The organism is Aquimarina sp. KJ22-3, assembly GCF_055808215.1.
Genome location: NZ_CM147859.1, coordinates 4,174,675 through 4,197,002 on the forward strand (window position 1 = coordinate 4,174,675; position 22,328 = coordinate 4,197,002).

General features: G+C 36.3%; 16 protein-coding genes and 2 pseudogenes. 10 read left to right on the top strand and 8 right to left on the bottom strand.

All coding sequences use genetic code 11. The features are described 5' to 3' along the window. Positions 1–56: 56 nt before the first annotated feature. A complete protein-coding gene (locus tag AC0L3Q_RS19355; RefSeq protein WP_473282114.1) occupies positions 57–551 on the top strand; it encodes a metallophosphoesterase family protein in 495 nt (164 codons plus the stop codon). 57 nt (positions 552–608) lie between these two features. On the opposite strand, the gene AC0L3Q_RS19360 is transcribed toward AC0L3Q_RS19355, so the two are convergent. Further along, entirely contained in the window at positions 609–1,019 is a 411-nt protein-coding gene (locus AC0L3Q_RS19360; protein WP_473282116.1) for a DUF4293 domain-containing protein, read from the bottom strand. Positions 1,020–1,231: 212 nt separating this feature from the next. Here AC0L3Q_RS19360 and rho point away from each other — a divergent pair. The 3 genes and pseudogenes from rho to AC0L3Q_RS19375 all read left to right on the top strand — a co-directional run bounded on the left by rho (position 1,232) and on the right by AC0L3Q_RS19375 (position 5,427). Then, positions 1,232–2,883: pseudogene (gene rho / locus AC0L3Q_RS19365) on the top strand (transcription termination factor Rho). Positions 2,884–3,044: 161 nt separating this feature from the next. Then, complete coding sequence (gene msrA, locus AC0L3Q_RS19370) at positions 3,045–3,710, top strand: peptide-methionine (S)-S-oxide reductase MsrA (RefSeq protein WP_473282118.1); 666 nt, start codon at positions 3,045–3,047, stop codon at positions 3,708–3,710. Between the two features lie 562 nt (positions 3,711–4,272). Further along, on the top strand, positions 4,273–5,427 hold the full coding sequence (locus tag AC0L3Q_RS19375; RefSeq protein ID WP_473282120.1) for an SH3 domain-containing protein: 1,155 nt from the start codon (positions 4,273–4,275) through the stop codon (positions 5,425–5,427). Positions 5,428–5,651: 224 nt separating this feature from the next. Here the strand turns inward: AC0L3Q_RS19375 and AC0L3Q_RS19380 are convergent, their stop codons facing one another. The 5 genes from AC0L3Q_RS19380 to AC0L3Q_RS19400 all read right to left on the bottom strand — a co-directional run bounded on the left by AC0L3Q_RS19380 (position 5,652) and on the right by AC0L3Q_RS19400 (position 13,065). After that, positions 5,652–6,539 carry a bifunctional 5,10-methylenetetrahydrofolate dehydrogenase/5,10-methenyltetrahydrofolate cyclohydrolase gene (locus AC0L3Q_RS19380; protein WP_073316925.1) on the bottom strand — a complete coding sequence of 296 codons (888 nt, stop codon included), beginning with the start codon at positions 6,537–6,539 and terminating at the stop codon, positions 5,652–5,654. 41 nt (positions 6,540–6,580) lie between these two features. Next, positions 6,581–7,909, bottom strand: a complete 1,329-nt coding sequence (gene ffh / locus AC0L3Q_RS19385) for a signal recognition particle protein (protein WP_473282122.1) — start codon at positions 7,907–7,909, stop codon at positions 6,581–6,583. Positions 7,910–8,159: 250 nt separating this feature from the next. Next, positions 8,160–10,316: a fasciclin domain-containing protein gene (locus AC0L3Q_RS19390; RefSeq protein ID WP_473282124.1), complete on the bottom strand. Its 2,157-nt coding sequence runs from the start codon at positions 10,314–10,316 to the stop codon at positions 8,160–8,162. Positions 10,317–10,405: 89 nt separating this feature from the next. Beyond that, the gene (locus AC0L3Q_RS19395) at positions 10,406–12,232 is read right to left on the bottom strand and encodes a fasciclin domain-containing protein (protein WP_473282126.1); all 1,827 of its coding nucleotides are present in this window, start codon (positions 12,230–12,232) and stop codon (positions 10,406–10,408) included. Between the two features lie 170 nt (positions 12,233–12,402). Then, complete coding sequence (locus AC0L3Q_RS19400; protein WP_473282128.1) at positions 12,403–13,065, bottom strand: hypothetical protein; 663 nt, start codon at positions 13,063–13,065, stop codon at positions 12,403–12,405. Positions 13,066–13,165: 100 nt separating this feature from the next. On the opposite strand from AC0L3Q_RS19400, the gene AC0L3Q_RS19405 reads away from it, so the two are divergent. From AC0L3Q_RS19405 to AC0L3Q_RS19415, 3 genes are read left to right on the top strand one after another with little or no spacing between them, the layout of a single operon-like run. Then, positions 13,166–13,681, top strand: coding sequence for an RNA polymerase sigma factor (locus tag AC0L3Q_RS19405; protein ID WP_473282130.1), 516 nt, complete (start codon positions 13,166–13,168; stop codon positions 13,679–13,681). A 54-nt stretch (positions 13,682–13,735) separates the two neighbouring features. After that, positions 13,736–14,632: a FecR family protein gene (locus AC0L3Q_RS19410; protein WP_473282132.1), complete on the top strand. Its 897-nt coding sequence runs from the start codon at positions 13,736–13,738 to the stop codon at positions 14,630–14,632. Next, positions 14,629–17,142, top strand: a complete 2,514-nt coding sequence (locus AC0L3Q_RS19415; RefSeq protein ID WP_473282134.1) for a TonB-dependent receptor plug domain-containing protein — start codon at positions 14,629–14,631, stop codon at positions 17,140–17,142. The genes AC0L3Q_RS19410 and AC0L3Q_RS19415 overlap by 4 nt, the downstream gene beginning before the upstream one ends. On the opposite strand, the gene AC0L3Q_RS19420 is transcribed toward AC0L3Q_RS19415, so the two are convergent. Then, positions 17,132–17,605, bottom strand: coding sequence for a GNAT family N-acetyltransferase (locus tag AC0L3Q_RS19420; protein ID WP_473282136.1), 474 nt, complete (start codon positions 17,603–17,605; stop codon positions 17,132–17,134). The two genes, AC0L3Q_RS19415 and AC0L3Q_RS19420, sit on opposite strands and share 11 nt — an antisense overlap. Positions 17,606–17,758: 153 nt before the next feature. Beyond that, positions 17,759–19,537 (bottom strand): arginine--tRNA ligase, encoded by a 1,779-nt coding sequence (gene argS, locus AC0L3Q_RS19425; protein ID WP_473282138.1) that lies wholly within the window; start codon positions 19,535–19,537, stop codon positions 17,759–17,761. Positions 19,538–19,927: 390 nt separating this feature from the next. Here argS and AC0L3Q_RS19430 point away from each other — a divergent pair, with 390 nt between their 5' ends. The 3 genes and pseudogenes from AC0L3Q_RS19430 (at position 19,928) to AC0L3Q_RS19440 (ending at position 22,328) form a co-directional block, all read left to right on the top strand. After that, on the top strand, positions 19,928–20,062 hold the full coding sequence (locus AC0L3Q_RS19430) for a class I lanthipeptide (RefSeq protein ID WP_473282140.1): 135 nt from the start codon (positions 19,928–19,930) through the stop codon (positions 20,060–20,062). A 137-nt stretch (positions 20,063–20,199) separates the two neighbouring features. Beyond that, positions 20,200–21,626, top strand: a pseudogene (locus AC0L3Q_RS19435) (SDR family oxidoreductase). 78 nt (positions 21,627–21,704) lie between these two features. Next, positions 21,705–22,328 (top strand): chromophore lyase CpcT/CpeT, encoded by a 624-nt coding sequence (locus AC0L3Q_RS19440; protein ID WP_473282142.1) that lies wholly within the window; start codon positions 21,705–21,707, stop codon positions 22,326–22,328.

The window sequence follows — 22,328 nt, forward strand, 5'->3', positions numbered from 1 at the left end:
AACTCTAAAAATAGAGATTTATCGCACTTCTTGATTCCCTATTTAATTCTACTATTTTGAAAAAAATTCTTTTATTAAGCGACACCCACAGCTACATTGATGAGCGAATCTTACATTATGCAAAAGAAGCTGATGAAGTTTGGCATGCTGGCGACATTGGAGACCTAAAAGTTACCGACGCTATTGAAGCACTGACCCCACTAAAGGGAGTACATGGTAACATAGATGATAGCAAAATAAGAGCTACCTTCCCGTTACATCAGCGTTTTGTTTGCGAAGGAGTCCCTGTTTGGATCACACATATCGGTGGATACCCTCCAAAATACAATCCACAAACCAGAGCCGAAATCCAAAATAATCCTCCCAAGCTGTTTATCTGTGGTCACTCGCATATTCTTAAAGTAATCCCCGATCCAAAAAACGGATTGTTACATATGAATCCGGGAGCAGCTGGAAAACACGGTTTTCACAAGGTAAGAACAATGCTTCGTTTCACGGTTCATGATGGAGCTATAGAAAACCTTGAAGTTATTGAACTTGGAAAAAAATAAAACCCGAAGTTGGCATACTCCGGGTTTTAACGCACTAATACTACTAAGATGTTAGGTTTATCGTAATCGATCAACAGATTTTACAAGATCTTCATCCTTTTTAATGGCTTTGTTCGCCAACACTAATAAAACGATAGAAATAATAGGAATCAGCATCCCAATACCTTTCTCAGAAATCATAGTTTCTCCAGATATAGTTAGAGACCAATAAACAAATACTCCTAGTAAAATAAAGTTTAATAAGATATTGATACGCCCCAATACAAATTGAAGCTTTCTATTTTTAAACAAAAAAATACTACCCAAAGACAAGGCTGCAGATCCAAAACACAAACCTATTAATAGAGGCTGTTGTTTCACAAATAATTCTACTCCTTGTTGATCAAAACCATAAGGAAATACCATACTTACACCACCACATACTGCGGCCGCTAATAATAGATATACTGTTTGAATTCTTTGTAGCATTACAACTTTTTCTTACGGGAAAGCAAAAATAAGAGTTTCTTTTTATAAATAGGCTTAAAAATTAAAAATAAAGTCGTATACTTGCAGCACAAAATCTGTAACCCATTCAATCAAGGTTACTTACCTTCAAAATAAAATTTTCCTAGAAATCTTCTTTAGAAATTTATACCTAAGAAAATTTATATCAAACGTAAATTATATAACACATTTAAATGTTAGAAATTTCAGAATTAAAAGCGAAGAAGCTTCCTGAATTGCAGGAAATTGCAAAAAGCCTTAATGTACCCAAATACCGTTCTTTAAAGAAATTAGATCTGGTATATCAAATCTTGGATCATCAGGCAGCAAATCCTGATGCCTTAAAAGAAACTGCAGCCAAAGATTCGGCACCTACAGGCGAGAAAACTCAAAAAAGCCTGCAAACCCTCGTCAAAGAAGACCAAGAACGAGAAAGCCAGAGGGAGCAAATACTGCGACCAACGACAACAAAAACGAACAGGCGAACAGCAACAATACTACCGCACCTTCTCCAAAAGTTTCTGAAGAAAACAACAAGCCTAAACAAGAAACAAAAGAAGAGAATACACCTCAACAAAAGAAGGAAGACAAAAAAGATAATAGAAATAAGAATACCGATAAGTCTAATCAAAAAGGTAGAGGAAACAAAAAAGACAATAACAACACCAATAACAGAGACAATAATGGAAATCGCGATAATAGAAATCGCTACAAAGAACCTGATTATGAGTTCGATGCTATTATTGAAAGTGAAGGTGTTTTGGATATCATGCAAGATGGTTATGGGTTCTTAAGATCTAGCGACTATAATTACCTTTCATCTCCGGATGATATTTATGTATCTCAATCTCAAATACGACTTTTTGGTCTTAAAACCGGAGATACTGTACTAGGACAAGTAAGACCACCTAAAGAGGGAGAAAAATATTTCCCACTTATCAAGGTTAACAAAATTAACGGTTTAGACCCACAGGTTGTAAGAGATCGCGTCTCTTTTGAACACCTTACTCCATTATTTCCACAGGAAAAATTCAAACTTGCAGAAAAGCAAAGTACTATTTCTACAAGAATTATGGATCTATTCGCTCCTATCGGAAAAGGGCAACGTGGTATGATTGTATCACAACCAAAAACTGGTAAGACAATGTTACTAAAGGATGTAGCTAACGCGATTGCTGCAAATCATCCTGAAGTATACCAAATGATTCTTCTTATAGACGAAAGACCAGAGGAAGTTACCGACATGCAACGTAATGTAAAAGGTGAAGTCATTGCTTCTACTTTTGACAAAGAAGCGAATGAACATGTAAAAGTAGCTAATATTGTTTTGGAAAAAGCAAAACGATTAGTAGAATGCGGCCATGACGTAGTGATACTTTTGGATTCTATCACACGTTTGGCAAGAGCATACAACACTGTGCAACCTGCCAGTGGAAAAATATTGAGTGGTGGTGTTGATGCAAATGCACTACACAAACCAAAACGTTTCTTTGGTGCTGCCCGTAATATCGAAGGAGGAGGATCCCTTTCTATTATTGCAACCGCTCTTACCGAAACAGGTTCAAAAATGGACGAAGTAATCTTTGAGGAATTCAAAGGAACTGGTAACATGGAACTTCAGTTAGACAGACGTATTGCCAACAAACGTATATTCCCTGCAATTGATTTAATCTCTAGTAGTACAAGAAGAGATGACTTATTGCTAGATGATGCCACTATCCAGCGTATGTGGATCATGAGAAAGTACCTTGCAGACATGAATCCTGTAGAGGCGATGGAATTCATTAACGAACGTTTCAAACAAACTCGAAACAACGACGAGTTTTTAATATCAATGAACGGCTAATTCATTTTATATATCATTGACAAAATGACTATCCTTTGGGGTAGTCATTTTTATTTTAAACCTATTTTAAGAAATGTCCACTAGGCAAAAATGTACTTTTACTCAAATATCTTGAAAGTTTTCTTAGCTATTAAGAACCAAGTACTAAATATGTATGAATTATGAAAAACCCACACTACTTTATTATAGGTATTCTTTTTTTATTTGCAAGCTGCCAAAGCAATGGCCAATCTGTTAATCCTAAGCAAGAGTCACTCAAAAATCTACCTCCGGTACAAACCAGTGCGGTAGATGGTTACGAAAGAGCATATTTTGCCAGCGGATGCTTTTGGTGTGTAGAAGCAATTTATGAAAGTGTAAATGGAGTAAAGGAATCCATCTCAGGTTACTCTGGAGGACATACAGACAACCCAACCTACGCAGCCAGCAACACCGGACGCACAGGACATGCAGAAGCTGTAGAAATTTATTACAATCCTGAAGTGGTTTCATTTGCGACGTTGGTAGACATCTATTTTGGGTCCCAAAACCCTACTCAAATAAATGGACAAGGACCGGATCACGGATCACAATACAGATCTATCATTTTTTACCAGAATGATGAACAGAAAAAAATCGCTGAAGAGAAAAAATCTGCATTAGCCAAAAAACTAAATAGAAACATTGCTGCCGAAATTCTTCCTTTCCAAAAGTTTTGGATAGGAGAAGATTACCATCAAGATTATGAAAAGAGAAATCCTAATAATCCATATATTAGAAATGTATCTATACCAAGGTTATTGAAATTCCAATCCAAGTTCCCTCATCTTATTAAGAGTAAGCATTAAACAATTTGATTAAGCAATGTTAAAATGTGTTAAATTAAAACATCTCAGCATTTCATCCCAAAAACCTTGTAAACATCAGTAAAAGTTGTCTTACACCCTTGTAAAACCAAAACCGACAAACTTGATTTAAACCATCAAATAAATCCGGTGTAATACATAAAATATTCGTTGAATAACACAATTCAATGAAAAAAAATTGATATTTTTGTAGAAATAAAATCAAAAGATGTTGTGTTTTTCATATTAAAACCTTACTTTTGAATCTGATTTAAGGGTTTTCTTATCAGTATTTTAATCATAAATATTGAAGTTTTACTAAAGCAAATCTTTCGTAAAATACTAGAAAACAAATACTTAATGATAAAATTAGTTCTTTAAAAAGTGGGAGATTTTAGTTTTTATCATGCGATAGTTACTAGAAGAAATAAGACTAAAATTATTTTTGGCACCCTTTTTGAAAAGCGAATTTTGATGGTAAATTCTAACATTTTGTTTAGAAATTATGATGAAAAAATTAATTTATAGTTAAATATTATAACCCAATCTACTTAAAACAAGAGATATGAAATCTATTTTTACATTTATTCTACTTTTGGTGATGACTTTCTCTTCTGCGTATTCGCAAGCGGAGCAGTACATGATGACAGGTAACAAGTTGACTGTACACAGTGGTCCAGGTCTAAATTTTAATACTATTGCAGAAATTCCTCAGGGAACTCAGGTATATGTAATGAGTTCTAACTATGGAGAATGGAGTGCGATTCAGTATAAGAAGATCAACGGATTCGTTGTTACCAAATTCTTAACAGAAGACAGTCGTATTGCAGATGCTGAAGCAGCAGCAGCTAAAGCGGCAGCACAAAGAGAAGCAGCTAAAGCAGCAGCAGCGGCAGCGATCGCTCAGGCAGAAGCAGCAAGAAGAGCAGCAGAAGAGGCAGCTAGAAAAGCAGCTTTGGAAGCAAAAAGAGCTAGAGAATTAGCTGAAGCGGAAGCAGCAGCAGCAATCGCTCAAGCAGAATCAGCTCAATACGCAAAAGACGAAGCAGCTAGAAAAGCCCGTCAAGACGCTCAAGAAACTGAAGCAGCTCTGAAAGCAGCTAGAGCTAGAGCAGCAAAAGGTATTGATGATGTAGCCTCAACACCAATTGAGTCAGCTACACCTTCTTATGGATCGAGCAGCAAACCAGCTACTCCAAAAGCAGCTAGTATAGAAGTTTCTAGAGAAGATAAATATTCAAGCTGGGAGAAAAAGACTTATAAATCAGGAGCTACTCCTAAGTCATTCAACTTCAAAGGGAAGTTTGACTACAAATTAGATAACTACCTAAAAATCAAAGTAGGTAAAAACACAGAAGTTGTTGTTAAAATGTACAAAATGGGTAAATCAGCTAGTGATGATCAACTTGTACGTGTAACGTATATCAACAGCAACACTACTCAATTTATCAGAAACGTACCCGAAGGTGAGTACTACTTAAAGATCGCTTACGGTAGAGAATGGAAAGAAACGGTAATCGATGGTAAGAAATATGGAACTTTTACCAAGAATGCTTTATATGAAAAGAGCGAACAAATCTTAGATTTCCAAACAGTTAAAACTTCAAAAGGTATTAACGTTCCTTCTTACAACTTGTCTCTTGACTTATTACCTAGCGGTGGTGGGTATGCAACAGCTGGACAAGATGATATTTCTGCAGACGAGTGGAATAAAAACTAAGAAATTAAAAAGATTAAAATCACCAAAATATAAATGTAACGAAAAGTTAGACCTGACATAGGTCTAACTTTTTGGTTATTTCTGTTTACTTGATACATTCATTTGCTTCTAGCAAGTATTGTAACAGAAATCACAATAAAAAAATGCTCGTTATCCATGGATAACGAGCATTTTTTTATTTGGTTATATATATACTAGTTTATAATTATGTAGCTATACAACAATTATTTCTTGTTATTATGATGTCTTTCTCTTGCCAATAAGGTGTTTTTCAATAACATTGCTATGGTCATAGGTCCTACTCCACCAGGAACTGGTGTAATATGAGAAGCTTTTTTACTTACGTTCTCAAAATCAACATCTCCCACAATCTTATATCCTTTTGGTCTAGTTTCGTCAGTAACACGGGTAATACCCACATCTATAATTACCGCATCATCCTTCACCATTTCAGCTTTTAAGAAATTAGGAACTCCTAAAGCAGAGATCACAATATCTGCTTGTGATATAATTTGCGTAATATTTTTGGTATGACTATGTGTTAAGGTAACCGTAGAGTTTCCTGGCCATCCTTTTCTACCCATCAAGATACTCATAGGGCGCCCAACAATATGACTTCTACCGATAACCACAGTGTGCTTTCCTTTGGTATCTACGTCATAACGTTCTAACAATTCCAAGATTCCAAAAGGTGTTGCAGGAATAAAAGTAGACATATCCAATGCCATTTTACCAAAGTTCATCGGGTGAAAACCATCAACATCCTTGTCAGGGTCTACTGCTAATAAAACTTTTTGCGTATCAATTTGCGGAGGAAGAGGTAATTGTACGATAAATCCATCGATATTATCGTCCTCATTCAACTCTTTGATTTTAGTCAACAGCTCAATTTCGCTAGTTGTACTCGGCATTTTTACCAAAGTAGACTCAAAACCTACACGTTCGCAAGCTTTTACTTTACTGCCTACATATGTTAAACTTGCACCGTCATTACCTACCAATACCGCCGCCAAATGAGGAACTTTCTCTCCTCTGTCCTTCATTTTTTGAACCTCGACAGCAATTTCGTCTTTAATATCGTTGCTAACTTTTTTTCCGTCTAATAATTCCATCCCCCTATAATGTGCTTAAATAGTTTATGTTGTGTTTTAATTTATCTCATTTTACCCATCATCTGCATCATACGTTTGCCACCGCCACCTTGCATCATCTTCATCATTTTGCTCATTTGATCAAACTGCTTTAGTAACTGATTTACCTGTTGAATCGAGGTTCCTGATCCCTTACCTATACGCTTTTTTCTACTCGCATTGATAATTTGTGGCTTTGCACGTTCTGCAGGAGTCATCGAATGAATAATCGCCTCAATATGCTTGAACGCGTCATCATCGATATCCATATTTTTCATCATTTTTCCGGCTCCGGGTATCATCCCCACCAAATCTTTCATATTACCCATTTTCTTGATTTGCTGGATTTGCTTCAAGAAATCATCAAAACCGAATTGATTTTTTGCTATTTTCTTCTGTAATTTTCTAGCTTCTTCTTCATCAAACTGCTCTTGCGCACGTTCTACCAGCGATACTACATCTCCCATCCCAAGGATTCGATCTGCCATACGCGAAGGGTAGAAAACATCAATAGCTTCCATTTTCTCTCCGGTACCTATAAACTTGATCGGTTTATTAACTACGGATTTAATAGATATTGCAGCTCCACCTCGAGTATCACCATCTAACTTGGTAAGAATTACACCGTCAAAATTCAAAACATCGTTAAATGCTTTCGCAGTATTGACCGCATCCTGACCAGTCATCGAATCTACCACAAACAGTGTTTCGCTAGGAGAAATAGCTTTATGTATATTCTCGATCTCGCTCATCATGGCTTCATCAACCGCCAAACGACCTGCCGTATCTATAATTACAACATTGTTTCCATTTGCTTTTGCGTGAGCCACACCAGCCTTGGCAATTGCTACAGGATCGTTATTTCCTCTATCACTAAACACTTCAACATTGATCTGCTCTCCTACTACATGCAACTGATCAATCGCTGCAGGTCTGTATACATCACAGGCGACCAAAAGAGGTTTCTTGGTTTTTTTATTTTTTAAATAATTCGCAAGTTTTCCAGAGAATGTCGTCTTACCCGACCCTTGTAATCCAGACATTAAAATGATCGATGGCGAGTCAGACAAATTAATCCCTGCAGCGTCACCTCCCATTAATTCCGTAAGTTCATCTTTTACCAGTTTTACCATTAACTGGCCTGGCTTAAGACTTTTTAATACGTTCTCTCCTATTGCTTTTTCTTTTACTCTTGCAGTAAAATCCTTGGCTATCTTATAGTTTACATCCGCATCAACTAAGGCTCTTCTTACTTCTTTTAGGGTTTCGGCTACATTTATTTCTGTAATCTGACCATGACCTTTAAGAATATGTAAGGCCTTATCTAACTTATCACTTAAATTATCAAACATAAAATTCTCTGTTTTGCAATACTACCTTTATCGATAGATAGCTGCAAATTTACACATTTGTAGTGTATTAATAAAAGAAAGGAAATGCAGAATTATAATCATTTTGGATAATTTGAGAATTCTATATCAAAATGTTTTCTATTTCAGAAATAATACAAAAAGCCGCCAAAGGAAATCGATAAATTGATTTCTTTCGACGGCTTTTTTTGGAAAATTAATTATAAGGTGGCTAAACCTAAATTAACACGTATTAGTGAGCTGAAGGAATCAAAACTCCCTCAATAACATGAATAATACCATTGGATGCCTCAATATTGGCCATGGCTACTCTTATGTTTCCATTTAATACTACTTCGCCATTTACCATCTCGATAGTAACTTCATCTCCTTGCAATGTAGTTACCGTTTGGCCGGCAAGTAGTTCAGCTGCAGTTAATTTTCCTGAAGCTACGTGATATAGCAACACTTCTCTTAGTGCGTCTCCAGAAGGAATTGCGCTCAATGCATCGAAGGCAGCATTGGTTGGTGCAAACACTGTGAAAGGTCCTTCTGCGCTAAGTGCATCAACCAAATCTGCTGCCTGTAATGCTCCTACTAGGGTAGAAAGCTCAGGGGTACTGATTGCAATCTCTACGATACTTTGTAGTTCTGCGGGGGGTAACAAAACTCCATTAATTACATGAACTATTCCATTAGATGCTTCAATATCTGCCATCAACACTTCGATGGTATCATTCAAAATTACTTTACCATCATCATTCATAGCAATGGTTACTTCTTCTCCTTGAATTGTAGTTACCGTTTGACCTGCTAATAGATCTTCTGCAGTTAATTTTCCGGAAGCAACGTGATATAATAACACTTCGGTCAATGCATCTCCAGATGGAACCTCGGACAAAGCTGCGAATGCATCATTCGTAGGTGCGAACACCGTAAAAGGGCCTTCCCCGTTAAGCGTATCTACCAAATCTGCAGCTTGTAGCGCACCCACCAGTGTAGATAATTCTGGAGTAGCCACAGCGATCTCTACAATACTTTGTAATTCTGCTGGAGGTAATAAAACTCCATTAATTACGTGCACAATTCCATTAGAGGCTTGTATATCCGCCATTAGCACTTCTATCGATCCATTAAGAATTATTTTGCCATTATTATTTAAAGCAACTGTAACCTCTTCTCCTTGTATGGTAGTCACTGTTTGACCTTCGATCAATTCTTCTGCCGTAAGTTTTCCCGAAGCTACATGATATAATAACACTTCGGTCAATGCATCTCCAGATGGTATTTCGGATAAGGCTGCAAAAGCATCGTTTGTTGGTGCAAACACGGTAAAAGGGCCATCACCATTCAATGTATCCACCAAATCTGCAGCCTGTAAAGCACCTACCAATGTAGATAACTCTGGAGTGGCAACTGCAATTTCTACAATACTTTGTTGCGTTTCAAAAGAAGGCGGGATCAACACCGCATCAATAACTTGTATGATACCATTTGAACCGCCAATATTTGCAGAGAGTAATTTTACGGTATCATTGATAACAATCTCATTATTCTCATTTAAGCTTACTTTTACATTTTCACCTTGTAGTGTTTCTGTCAACTCTTGAGCTAATAATTCTGCGGTATTTAATCTTCCACTGGCAACATGATATAGTAAAATCTGTGTTAACGTTTCTAATGGTGGGATTTCCTCCAAAGCTTCAAAAGCTTCATCGGTAGGAGCAAAAACGGTAAAAGGTCCCTCTCCTGATAACGGTTCCACTAGATCTGCTGCTTGTAACGCTCCGACCAAAGAGGTAAATCTTCCATCTTCAACGATAAGCTCTACTATAGTTTTATTAGGTATGGTAGTTTCTAGCAATTCTGCTGTCCACAATCCTCTTCCTAAACCTCCTCGGGTAAAGAATTTAAAACTTCCATCCACATTTCCGTTGTCTCGTACTCTACCGATACCAAAAATCAAATCTCTACCTGGTGGATCAATAATGATATAGAAAATCCCATCACTTATAATGGCTCCCCTAGCCCGTGCTTTTGTGCCATCAGGTAATTCTAGATTACCTCGTACGATGGTAAAACTGGCATGATAAAAAGTGAAGTTTAACGAGAGTTCTCCCGAAAGCTGTGTTCCAGATCCTGCACCTTGTAGTACTTCAGCAGAAAAATCATATACTCTTTTTTCTCTACTGATTCCAAATGTTTTGTCTTCGTCCTTAACGGTTAATTCACCATCAAGAAGCGTTTTTGTCATTTCTTCGATTGCATCAAAACTGATAATTTTAGATTCTTCGAATTCAATAAGCTCTGGTTCATTTTGTACCTCATCATCGTTTTGACAAGCCACAAACATACTCGATACAATTATGCAAAAGATCGACATGCATAACCTACTGGTTAGTTTTTTCATAGCAATTTAATTTTAAGAGTTAGAAATTAAGAAGTGTGAAATATGTGAAGGAAATATCCAGGCTCGAGTGAGCCTGGATATATATTGAATTACATCATCGGTAATAATACTTGATCTACAACATGGATAACTCCATTTGCTGCCTGAACATCGGTTACAACAACATTGGTAACTCTACTATTTTCATCAGTTATAGTTACACTACTACCAACATTTACGGTAAAAGTTCCTGTTTCTAAGGTAGTAACTACTTGACCATCTGATAAATCTGCTGCTCTAACATTTGCTCCTGCAACTACATGATATTGAAGTATTGGAGTAAGTTCTGATTCTCCTGGGATTGTTATCGCAGAAAATGCATCATTAGTAGGCGCAAACACCGTGAAAGGTGCTGGATCTGTTCCGTTTGCTGTACTTAGCACACTTACAAAATCAGTTGCTGGTGTAAGGTCCGTAAGTGCAGAAACCAAAGTAGAGAAATTAGAATCTGCAACCGCAAATGTTACTACAGTTGGTAACCCTATTACTGCATCCACCACATGGATTACTCCATTACGCGTTTCTACATTAGGTGTTGCTACTGTTGCTCCTCCGTTGGCCATACCTCCATTAAGTACCACTCCACTACTGGTATTGATATAGATACTCAAATTGTTCATAGTATCCCCAAAAGTTGCCAGTGTATTCGCATAGCTTGTAGACAAATCAGTAGATAATAACTTTCCATCTATCACATGATTCAATAATATTTGTGTTACAGTAGCTACTGGTAAATCTTCTAGGCTAGCACCATCCAACAAGGCATCGAATGCTGCATTGGTAGGAGCGAATACAGTACGCATGGTTGCGCTGTCTAAAGCGTCATTTAAACCTGTGATACGAAGAGCGGCGTACAAAGAAGAAAAATCACTTGCTTCTCCTCCATTAAAGGCTACGGCGGTAAAACTTCTTCCTAGGGCATCTAGTGCGGCGTTCGGTAAAAGCACCTTATCAATAGCGTGAATCACACCGTTGGTAGCCTTTACATCTGTAGCGATGATTTCAGAATCTACTCCTGTTTTATCACGTAAAAATGCTCCTCCTTCTAGGTTTAGCGTTAATGTTTCTCCTTGTAAAGTAGCTGGGGTTACTCCATCAGGAATACCAGGAAGATCTGCTGCCAAAACATTAGCTCCTGCAATTACATGATAATTTAGTACGATTTCTAATTGAGCAGCGGTAAGATCCGCTATCTCAATATTGAACCTAGCTAAAAGATCGGTGAATGCATCATTTGTAGGTGCGAACACCGTGAATGGAGCTGGGTCAGTTCCGTTTGCTGTACTCAACACCGTTGCATAATCTGTATCTGGAGTAAGATCCGTTAGTGCCGCTTGCAATGTATCAAAATTAGGATCTGCAACGGCAAAGGTAGTTACCGTAGGTAATGTAATTACAGCATCTACAGCATGAATTACCCCATTGGATTGCTCGATATCAGCTTGTGTTACTGTAGAGATTCCGTTGATTTGCACTCCATTAGACGTATTTACATAAGTACTAAAACCTGCCAGGTTATCAGAATATCCGGTAGTTAATTGTGTCGAGGTAAGTCTTGATCCTAATACATGGTTTAATAGGATTGGTGTTAAATCATCTTTTGAAAGATCATCTAACGTTACTCCCAGACTTGTTAGCAATGCATCAAATGCCGCATTGTTTGGGGCGAAAACAGTAAAACTTCCTTCTCCGGATAAAGTTTGTACTAGTTCAGCTTTTTCTAATGCTGCAAGCAAAGAACTATAATCTGCATTTGCTGCTACAAAATCGGCAATCGTTGTGGATGAAGGGGGAAAGGTAGTATCATCATCATCCGAACACGAAAAAACAGTAATGGTTAAAAATGCTATCAAAACTGTTTTGAGGAAATTTTTCATTTTCATGGTGTTTAAATTTATTGTTTGATGATTAAACAACTCAATCCTAAAAACTCTAACCCTGGTATTGGGGTTTTAGCATTTATTTAACTTTTTGTTTAACGTTTTAATCAAAAATGTTAAACAAAAAAAGCCGCTACAATAGCGGCTTTTCTACTTATTTTACTGATTTACAAATCGTTCTCATCACAGGAGGTTGCTACCTCGAGAATAGCATTCAACAAAGCGGTGTTATGTTGTGCTTGCGAACTTTGGCCGTTGTGTAGTAACAAATCTATGGGGTAATTAATACTCATCGAAACTGTCTCGTCCGTCTGATCCATAAATTCAAACATTTCTGAATCATGAAATAGATCTAAAGTTTCTAACCGGTTCGTACGACTATCAAAGGTGGATATTCGAATTGGATAGGTAAAATCAATACACTCGATATCCGGATCATTTTCCACACAAGCATTTGACAATGCATCTAACTGGGTTTGATTTTCGATGTCGACTTCTTGATAATTAAATAAGGTAACCACCACCGGAAACTGAATCTGTATGTTATCAGTATCTGTCAGCAATTGATAATCATTTAGGTCGTCTATTAAAAACTCCTCTTGATTTCTTAAAACCCTATAAGGCAATTTGATGCTAAAACAATGTCCTTTATCTACTATATTATCAAAAGAACCATCATGCGTCACTACATTCTTAATCAAATTTGCCAATTGAGAATCTCTAGGAATCGTGTCATCAATGGTAGGATCGATAATTTCTCTTTCTTCATCCTGACATCCCATCAAACTCATTATCGCCGCCAAACAGAAAATTAATATCCTTGTCTTCATTTTTTTCTTTTTCCAACAACTGTTTGTATAATAACAATTAAACCACGAAAATTCCTACTGGTAAATAGTATTTTTTATAATTTTAACAAAAAATATAGTAATGTCTAAGAACCTCTATGACAATGTTTGCGAAGAAAAGTTGTTTGCCGAACTTTTCAAGAAACATGCTCAAGAACTACATAATTTTATTTATTATAAGTACGGGGAGCATATCAGCCCCCGAGACAAGGTTCAAGAGGCATTTATTAAACTTTGGGATAATTGTAAAAAAGTTCCCCTGCAAAAAGCAAAAAGTTTTCTGTTCACAATTGCTAACAATTTATCCTTAAATCAGCTTAAACACGATAAGGTAAAACTAAAGTTTCAACAAGAAGACCATAAAAATTATACTAATCAATCTCCAGAATTTATTTTGGAGGAAAAAGAGTATTTACAAAAGTATCAAAAAGCCCTTGCGAACCTTACAGAACCTCAGCGTGTTGCATTTCTTTTAAATAGGGTTGAAGGAAAAAAGCACAAAGAAATTGCAGAGCTTTTAGGCATTTCGAGAAAAGCCGTAGAAAAGAGAATTTATGGGGCATTAGAAAAATTAAGAAAAGAAATTGAAGGAATTTGAAAAATAAGGTAGGAATTTTCGACTTTAAGGTGTTATATATATAGGAACTTTGTTATGAAAGAGAAAGATCTTATTAGAAAATGGTTAGATAATGCGCTGACCGATGAAGAATTAAAGGCGTTTAAGAAATTAGACGCCTATGATTCTTACATCAAAATTTCTGATACTAGCAAAAAAATTCTTCCTCCGTCTTATGACGTAACCGAAGAATTAAACGAAATACAACAACATATTTCGCAACGTACAGTTTCCAAAAATAAATCCTATTTGGGCATTCTGCTTAGAATTGCAGCGGTATTTGTATTAGGTCTAGGAGTGTATACGTTTTTCGCCAATCAAGATACTCAGATTAATACCTTAGCTGGACAAAAGGTAAATATTGAACTCCCAGATCAAACCAAGGTACAACTCAATGCCTTATCAGAAGTAGTGTACAATAAAAAGGATTGGGACAACAATCGAGAAGTACATCTTGAGGGTGAAGCCTATTTCAAAGTTGCGAAAGGAAAAAAGTTCGATGTCCTCACACCACTAGGAGTGGTTACCGTATTAGGAACAGAGTTTAATGTTAAGCAACGAAAAGGGTATTTTGAAGTGATTTGCTACGAAGGTCTGGTCAGTGTATCTTACCAGCAAAAGACCTACCGATTGCCTCCGGGAAAAGGTATTGAATTGTTTTCTAAAAAAATTAATAAAATCAATACCGTTGACACCAACCCTTCCTGGATAGAAAATAAAAGCATTTTTAAGAGTAAACCTTATTATTTAGTATTAGGAGAGCTCGAAAGACAATATGATGTAGTCATCTCTTCAAAAAACATTGATCAACACTTACTTTTTACTGGTAATTTTGTACATTCAAATATTCAAATGGCATTGGAGTCTATTACGATACCAATGGGTTTGAAATATGAAATTAACGAAAACCAAGTAACCCTGTATAAACAGTGATCAGAACCAAAATCACAGTTGTACTTTTTATTCTTCTCTTAAATTGTTTTCAGTCATTTGCACAGTCTGAAGGTGACTCGTTACCTTTAATTTCGGTGTTAAACGAATTACAAAAACGATTTGGTTGTAGTTTCTCTTACGTTGATAATGACCTTGAAAACATTACGGTTGAAGCTCCTAATAAAAATCTTGACCTAAAAGCAGCTGTTACTTACTTACAAAAACAAACCCTGCTTAATTTTACGTATCTCGATCCTACTACGATCACTATAAGTGCACGTTTGTTCTCCGTTTGTGGGGTACTCATTTCAGCTTTTGAGAATACGGTCATTACAAACGCTACTATTCAAAGTCAAAATAAAACTACCGTCACGGATCAAAACGGAACTTTTTCTATTGAACTAGCTGATCTCAATCAGCTCATCAAAATTCAGTTTCTAGGGTATACCGCACTTCAATTGCCCGCCAGGGATCTTATTGAGCAGCCCTGTAAAGAAATTATGATGACACGAGAGGTGCAATACCTAAATGAGATTATTTTGAATGATTATCTAATTAAGGGAATTGGTAAAAAAAACGATGGATCTATACGTATTGATTATGATGATTTTGGAATCCTACCCGGATTGATCGAGCCAGATCTTTTGCAAACTATCCAAGCGCTACCTGGTATCTTAAGTACAGAAGAAACCGTTTCTGACATTAATGTGAGAGGTGGAACCAATGATCAAAATCTAATACTCTGGGATGGTATAAAGATGTATCAGTCCGGACACTTCTTTGGGCTAATATCCGCTTTTAATCCCTACTTAACCAAAAATGTAGAATTACTCAAAAATGGTACTAGTGCACGTTACGGAGATGGGGTATCCAGTGTTATTGCTATGAGTACAGATAATGAGGTAGCTCAACAAAACAACACAAGTTTTGGTATAAATATGACCAGTATTGATGGGTATACTGATCTTAGATTGGGTAAAAAGTCTTCTATTCAACTCTCTGTCCGGAAGTCTATTAGTGAAGTCCTGGAAACACCAACATATCGTCAATTTTTTGACAAGTCATTTCAAGATTCGGAAGTAGTCGAGAATACCAATGAAATTTCTAATACCAATGATGAGTTCTCTTTTTATGACACTAGTTTACGTTGGTTATACCAGTTCAGTCCAAAGGATCTCATCAAAATAAATGCATTACTTATCCGCAATGATCTTATGTTTCAGGAAAATGCTATTGTGAATAGTGTTAATGAAGCCAGAGCAAGCAGTCTTAAACAAAATAACACTGCCGGAGGTTTGTCTTATCAAAGAAATTGGAATGATGCCTTCAACACCGAAATCATCTTGTACGGTACCAATTACAATCTCGAAGCCATTAATTCTGATATTATCAATAATCAACGGCTTTTGCAAGAGAATGAAGTATTAGAAAGTGGCGTTAAAATAAATGGATCGTTCAAAATACATCCCAATTTACATTGGTTTAGTGGGTATCAATTTAATGAAACTGGTATTTCAAATTTAAGAGATGTAAACAATCCTACCTTCAGAGATTTCACAAAAGAAGTGATCAGAACGAATAGTTTGTATTCTGAAATTAATTACAACTCCCCAAACAACAGTACCCATATCACTGCTGGGGCTCGACTTAATCATTATGGAAAATTAGACCGGACCTTATTGGAACCCCGATTGAGTGTTACTCATAATTTTCTAGATCATTTTACAGTAGAAGTACTAGGGGAACTAAAGAGTCAGGTCACTTCTCAAGTTATCGAATCACAAAATAACTTTTTGGGCGTAGAGAATCGAAATTGGGTATTGTCAAATGAAGAAGATATCCCAATTATAGAAAGTGAGCAGGTTTCTTTGGGAATAACATATACCCATAATAATTGGCTAATCAATGTTGACACCTTTTACAAAAATGTATCAGGAATCTTATCAAAAAGTCAAGGGTTTCAAAACCAATTTGAATTTGTTCCGGATCATGGGAGTTATACTACCCGAGGTGTAGATTTTTTGATCAATAAGCGTTTTAAAAACCTGAGCACATGGTTGAGCTACTCTTATGCCAAAAATGACTATACATTTAATCAACTCTTTCCTCGTGACTTCCCAAACAACATTGATATTAGGCATAATATCAACTTTGCTGTAGCTTATTCAGTAAACAATTTAAAACTTTCTACAGGTATCAACTGGCATAGCGGAAGACCAACGACACGACCTGCATTAGAAAATCAAATTTTGGCAAACGGAAACATCAACTATCAAGCTCCAAATAGCGATACCCTACAGGACTATTTTAGATGGGATGCTTCGGCAACTTACGTCTTTAATTTGACTAAGGGTATAAAAGCGACTGCTGGTCTCTCCTTGTGGAATCCTACCAGTCGGGAAAATGTGGTCAATAATTATTACAGAGTAAATGACAATGGAAATGTCGAGGAAGTTCAACAATTAGGGTTAGGATTCACCCCCAATGCAGTACTACGTATTAATTTTTGAGATGTCTAACCGCGGTGTAGGTAACCACTTCTTCGCCTCCCACCACTTTGACAGAATTTTTGATCATCTCAAAACCGTGTTTTTGGAAAAAGCCTTTGGTCAATATGCTGATTTCTGTGGTAAGCGTATCAATATTTTCTTGTCGGGCAATCTGCTCTAAGGTTTTAAACATAGCCTTAGCTATCCCCTGGCCATGGTAATTCATATGCACAAAAATATACTCTATAATTCCTTTTTTGTCCATACAAAAAGAACCTATAATTTCACCATTTAACTTGGCATTGTAGATAAAATCTTCTCTAAATTTTTTATGCCAATATTCTTTATTGGTTGCTAATCGAGAATAGATTTTGATTTCATCTTTGGTAAATATCAAAGACCCATAAGAAGTGACTGTCTGATAGAACAAGCGTTGCATCAGCGATAAATCCGTATCTGTAGCCCTGGATATTTGAAATTTCATAACTCTAAAATAAAAAAACAGGGCGTTTTTGCAAGGATTTGCACGCTTTTTTAATTGAAGAAAACAGATAAAACGGTAAAAAAGTCGATATATTGCATAATAACTCCACTGAAAATCAAAATAATACGATATTTAAGAAGTTATTAACAACAATTACATTCTTTCAGGAACATTGATTCCTAAAAGTCCAAAAGACGATTTAATCACGTTACCTACCATACTAGAGAGTTGTACTCTAAATCTTTTCTCTTCTTCCTGATCAGCTCCAAAGATGGATACATTCTGAAAAAAGGAGTTATAACTTTTCACCAGATCATAGGTATAGTTGGCAATTAAAGCCGGACTTAATTCGTTGGCAGCAGTTTGAATCACCCCTGGAAATAGCTCAAGCTGTTTCAAGACCTCTTTTTCTTTTTCGTGAATGGTTATCCCTGTGATTTCCTGATCAAACTCAAAATCTGCCTTGCGTAAAATCGCCTGTATTCTAGCATAGGTATATTGAATAAATGGCCCAGTATTTCCTTGAAAATCCACGGATTCTTCGGGATTAAAAAGAATTCGTTTTTTAGGATCCACTTTCAGGATATAATATTTTAGCGCTCCCAATCCAATCGTGCTATAGACTTGTTTCTTTTCTTCTTCTGTATAACCGTCCAGTTTACCTAGATCTTCAGAGATTTCTTCGGCTGTTTGCGCCATCTCATAGATCAGATCGTCTGCATCTACCACGGTTCCTTCTCTACTTTTCATTTTACCGCTAGGAAGGTCCACCATTCCATAACTGAGGTGGTGTAAATTTTCTGCCCAATCATAGCCCAACTTCTTAAGAATCAAGAACAACACTTTGAAATGATAATCCTGCTCATTACCCACTGTATAAATCATTCCCCCAACATCAGGTTTATCTTTGGCTCTTTGGATCGCTGTACCAATATCCTGAGTCATATACACTGCCGTACCGTCGCTTCGTAAAACCAATTTTTCATCTAGCCCCTCTTCAGTAAGATCACACCATACGGATCCATCTTCCTTTTTAAAGAATACTCCGTTTGCCAAACCTTCTTCAATATTATCTTTTCCTAACAAATAGGTATTACTTTCGTAATAATAGCTGTCAAAATCTACTCCCAATGCTTTGTAGGTTTGATCAAATCCATCATACACCCATCCATTCATCGTTTTCCATAGTTCCACCACTTCTGGATCTCCGGCTTCCCATTTGCGAAGCATTTCTTGTGCTTCTTTTAAAAATGGCGCTTCTTTTTTTGCTTCTTCCTCTGGTGTACCCTGCTCAATTAAAGCTGAGATTTGTTTTTTATATTCCTGATCAAACTTCACATAGTAATTCCCCACCAATTTATCTCCTTTAAGCCCCGAAGATTGTGGTGTTTCATCATTCCCAAATTTCTTCCAGGCCAACATTGATTTACAAATATGAATCCCTCTGTCATTAATGATTTGGGTCTTGTACACTTTTTTACCACTAGCTTTAATAATTTGCGATACAGAATACCCCAGAAGAATATTTCGGATATGCCCCAAATGCAGTGGTTTATTTGTATTAGGAGAAGAATACTCTACCATAACCGATCTTTCCCCACTCGAAGGCGTTTGAAAACCATACTGATTTTCATTTTTAATCGTATTAAAAAATGAAAGATAGTACTGATCAGAGATTACAAGGTTCAGAAATCCTTTTACCACATTAAAATCATCAACTTCATCTACATTTTCTTTCAAAAACTTACCCAAAGCTTCACCGATTTGCACAGGATTCCCTTTCACCACTCTAAGCATAGGGAATACCACTACAGTAATATCGCCTTCAAACTCTTTTCTGGTAGCCTGTAACTCTACAGTTTCAAGTTGCGCATCAAATAGTGTTTGTATACCTCCTTTTACCTTCTCGGAAATGATTTGTTGTAAGCTCATCGTCTAAAAATTAGGCTGCAAAGATAAGAGAAATTATAAAGGTACACTATCCGATTTTACACTGTATTTCATCCGCTATACAATAAAAAGAATTATAGGGTAACAATACTTATTCTATTCTGAAAACCACATCGTCGAATCCAATTCATTATTCCCTTTTTTTGACATTAGAAAAGTTTCTGTACACTATCTTTTTCATAAAATAAGACCTCGCAATGATTCTGAAGCTCTTCATCACAAACAATTAACCCCTCAAATTGATGAATATGGGGAACTACTATTTGTGGCCTGCAAATCCTAGATCTAACTTAGTAGAGATTAGACAAAATATGTCTGTCTGGAGTAAACCGAAAATCCATGAACAGAGTAGGCAAAAAATCTTTACACAAAATGAAAAAATCAAAATCTAAAAAACTAAAATTCGACAAAAAAGTAATTACGACTTTAGACAAAAAGAAATTGAACACAGTAAAAGGAGGAGGGTATACTGATTCTCTTTGGTTAACGGGCTGTTATTTTCATTAATATTTAAGAAACCGTTAGGTTATCATCTAAAACGCTCAAGCTTAGGTTTGAGCGTTTTGCTTTTCCAAAAAAAGTTGAGATATCTTCATGATATAAATTTTATCTCATTCAAATTCTTTGTAACTTAATCAGAAAAAATGCGAATTCTTCTTACAGGTACTAATGGATACATTGGTATGCGATTGCTACCCCTTTTATTAGATGCTGGACATGATGTGATATGTTGCGTGAGGGATGAGAACAGATTGGCCATTGACCAAGAGACCAAAAAAAAGGTCGAAATTGTTGAGATTGACTTTTTAAAAACTCCTGAACCTTCCAAATTACCAAAAAATATAGATGTAGCGTATTATCTGATACATTCTATGAGCTCCTCGACCAAGGATTTTGATACCAAAGAGGAAATCTCTGCAAAAAATTTCAATACCTATCTTGCTGAAACCAATATCAAACAGGTCATCTATCTAAGTGGTATTGTTAACGAGAAAAACCTATCAAGACATTTATGGTCTCGTAAAAATGTTGAAGAGACATTATACAAGGGTAATTATAATTTAACCGTATTACGATCAGGAATCATTGTGGGATCTGGAAGCTCTTCGTTTGAAATCATCCGAGATTTATGTGAAAAACTTCCGATTATGATTACTCCTAAATGGGTAAACACCAAAACCCAACCTATTGCAATTCGAGATGTCCTGAAATTTATGACGGGAGTATTACTCAATGAAAAATGCTACAATCAATCATTCGACATCAGTGGTCCTGATATCCTCACTTATAAAGAAATGCTATATCGGTATGCCAGAGTAAGAGGAATTAAACTCTTTATATTCACCCTCCCGGTGATGACGCCAAGGCTATCTTCTTACTGGTTATATTTTGTGACTTCGACCTCGTTTAAACTTGCTTTGAACCTGGTGGATAGTATGAAAATTCCTGTTATTGCCAATGACAAGCGTTTGAACGAGCTCTTGGATATTCATCCTATGCCCTATGAACGAGCTTTGGAACTGGCATTTATTAAAATCGAACAGAACCAGGTGGTTTCTAGCTGGAAAGATTCTATGATCAGTGGTCGTTTTAATCGTAGTATTCAGAAATATGTTAGAGTTCCTAAAAGAGGATGTTTTAAAGACATCAAAAAAATAGAGCTGACCAATATCGAAAATACTTTAGAACGCATTTGGGCCATTGGCGGTGAAACCGGTTGGTATTATGGGAATTGGATGTGGAAAATACGAGGGCATATCGATAAATTCTTTGGGGGAGTTGGTTTACGAAGAGGAAGAACACATCCTGATGATATATTCTCTGGAGATGCGTTGGATTTTTGGCGTGTTCTGGTTGCCGATAAAAAAACAAGCGATTATTGTTATTTGCCGAAATGAGGGTTCCAGGAGAAGCCTGGTTAGAATTTGATATCGATCAAAACAATATTTTACACCAAACAGCCACATTTAGACCCAGAGGAATATGGGGGCGTTTATACTGGTATCTCATGATTCCTTTTCACTACTTTATTTTTGGTGGAATGATCCGTAAAATAGCATCTAATTCTTAATTTACTAGGATAAAATGCTTGATTTTATCGATTAATTGCATTTTTCTTAGTTTTTTTCATATATTTATCAAAAACTGCATGAGGCAAATTCTCCTTCTTCTTTGTTCACTAATTTTAACCTTTGGATGTAGCTCCAAAGCGGTTAGTGACCCAGAATTAAATGACCTGGTATCATTGATGGTAGGAGAGTTTTCTAACGAAGAACAGACGCAAAGTGATTCTAGTTATCCATTTCTTAGATTAGTAAATATTAAGATATGGAAAGATCGCCCTGGACACTGGGTATATAGTGAACTTTTTGATGCCAAAGACGAAAATAGGGTTTACGGACAACGGATCTTACACTACGAGCGAGTAGACTCCTTGCGATTTCAAAGCACCAGTTATAAAATCTTAAATGCCAAAGATTACAACTCAAGCTGGAAACATGCTAAGCTTCTGAATAAATTAACCTTGGATAGCCTAGAAGTTAGAGAAGGGTGCCAAGTTTATTTTGTAAAAAACACTTCTACCATATATTCTGGAAAGACCAATAAAAAAACCTGTTCTAGTAGTATCAAACATGTAGATTATATTACTTCTGATTTTGTAGTAAGTAGGGATAAAATATCTATTTGGAACAGAGGGTATAATAAAGAAGGAAAACAAGTTTGGGGAAAAATAAAAGGTCCTTTCAAATACAAAAGAATAACCGACAAATAA

Bases quoted from the DNA above. Each gene is read 5' to 3' on its own strand.
- AC0L3Q_RS19380 (WP_073316925.1), bottom strand. From the start codon at position 6,539: ATGGAATTATTAGACGGAAAAAAAGTTAGCAACGATATTAAAGACGAA.
- AC0L3Q_RS19420 (WP_473282136.1), bottom strand. From the start codon at position 17,605: ATGAAATTTCAAATATCCAGGGCTACAGATACGGATTTATCGCTGATG.
- AC0L3Q_RS19400 (WP_473282128.1), bottom strand. From the start codon at position 13,065: ATGAAGACAAGGATATTAATTTTCTGTTTGGCGGCGATAATGAGTTTG.
- AC0L3Q_RS19440 (WP_473282142.1), top strand. From the start codon at position 21,705: ATGAGGCAAATTCTCCTTCTTCTTTGTTCACTAATTTTAACCTTTGGA.
- argS (WP_473282138.1), bottom strand. From the start codon at position 19,537: ATGAGCTTACAACAAATCATTTCCGAGAAGGTAAAAGGAGGTATACAA.
- ffh (WP_473282122.1), bottom strand. From the start codon at position 7,909: ATGTTTGATAATTTAAGTGATAAGTTAGATAAGGCCTTACATATTCTT.
- AC0L3Q_RS19390 (WP_473282124.1), bottom strand. From the start codon at position 10,316: ATGAAAAAACTAACCAGTAGGTTATGCATGTCGATCTTTTGCATAATT.
- AC0L3Q_RS19430 (WP_473282140.1), top strand. From the start codon at position 19,928: ATGAAAAAATCAAAATCTAAAAAACTAAAATTCGACAAAAAAGTAATT.
- AC0L3Q_RS19405 (WP_473282130.1), top strand. From the start codon at position 13,166: ATGTCTAAGAACCTCTATGACAATGTTTGCGAAGAAAAGTTGTTTGCC.
- AC0L3Q_RS19360 (WP_473282116.1), bottom strand. From the start codon at position 1,019: ATGCTACAAAGAATTCAAACAGTATATCTATTATTAGCGGCCGCAGTA.
- AC0L3Q_RS19395 (WP_473282126.1), bottom strand. From the start codon at position 12,232: ATGAAAAATTTCCTCAAAACAGTTTTGATAGCATTTTTAACCATTACT.
- msrA (WP_473282118.1), top strand. From the start codon at position 3,045: ATGAAAAACCCACACTACTTTATTATAGGTATTCTTTTTTTATTTGCA.
- AC0L3Q_RS19410 (WP_473282132.1), top strand. From the start codon at position 13,736: ATGAAAGAGAAAGATCTTATTAGAAAATGGTTAGATAATGCGCTGACC.
- AC0L3Q_RS19375 (WP_473282120.1), top strand. From the start codon at position 4,273: ATGAAATCTATTTTTACATTTATTCTACTTTTGGTGATGACTTTCTCT.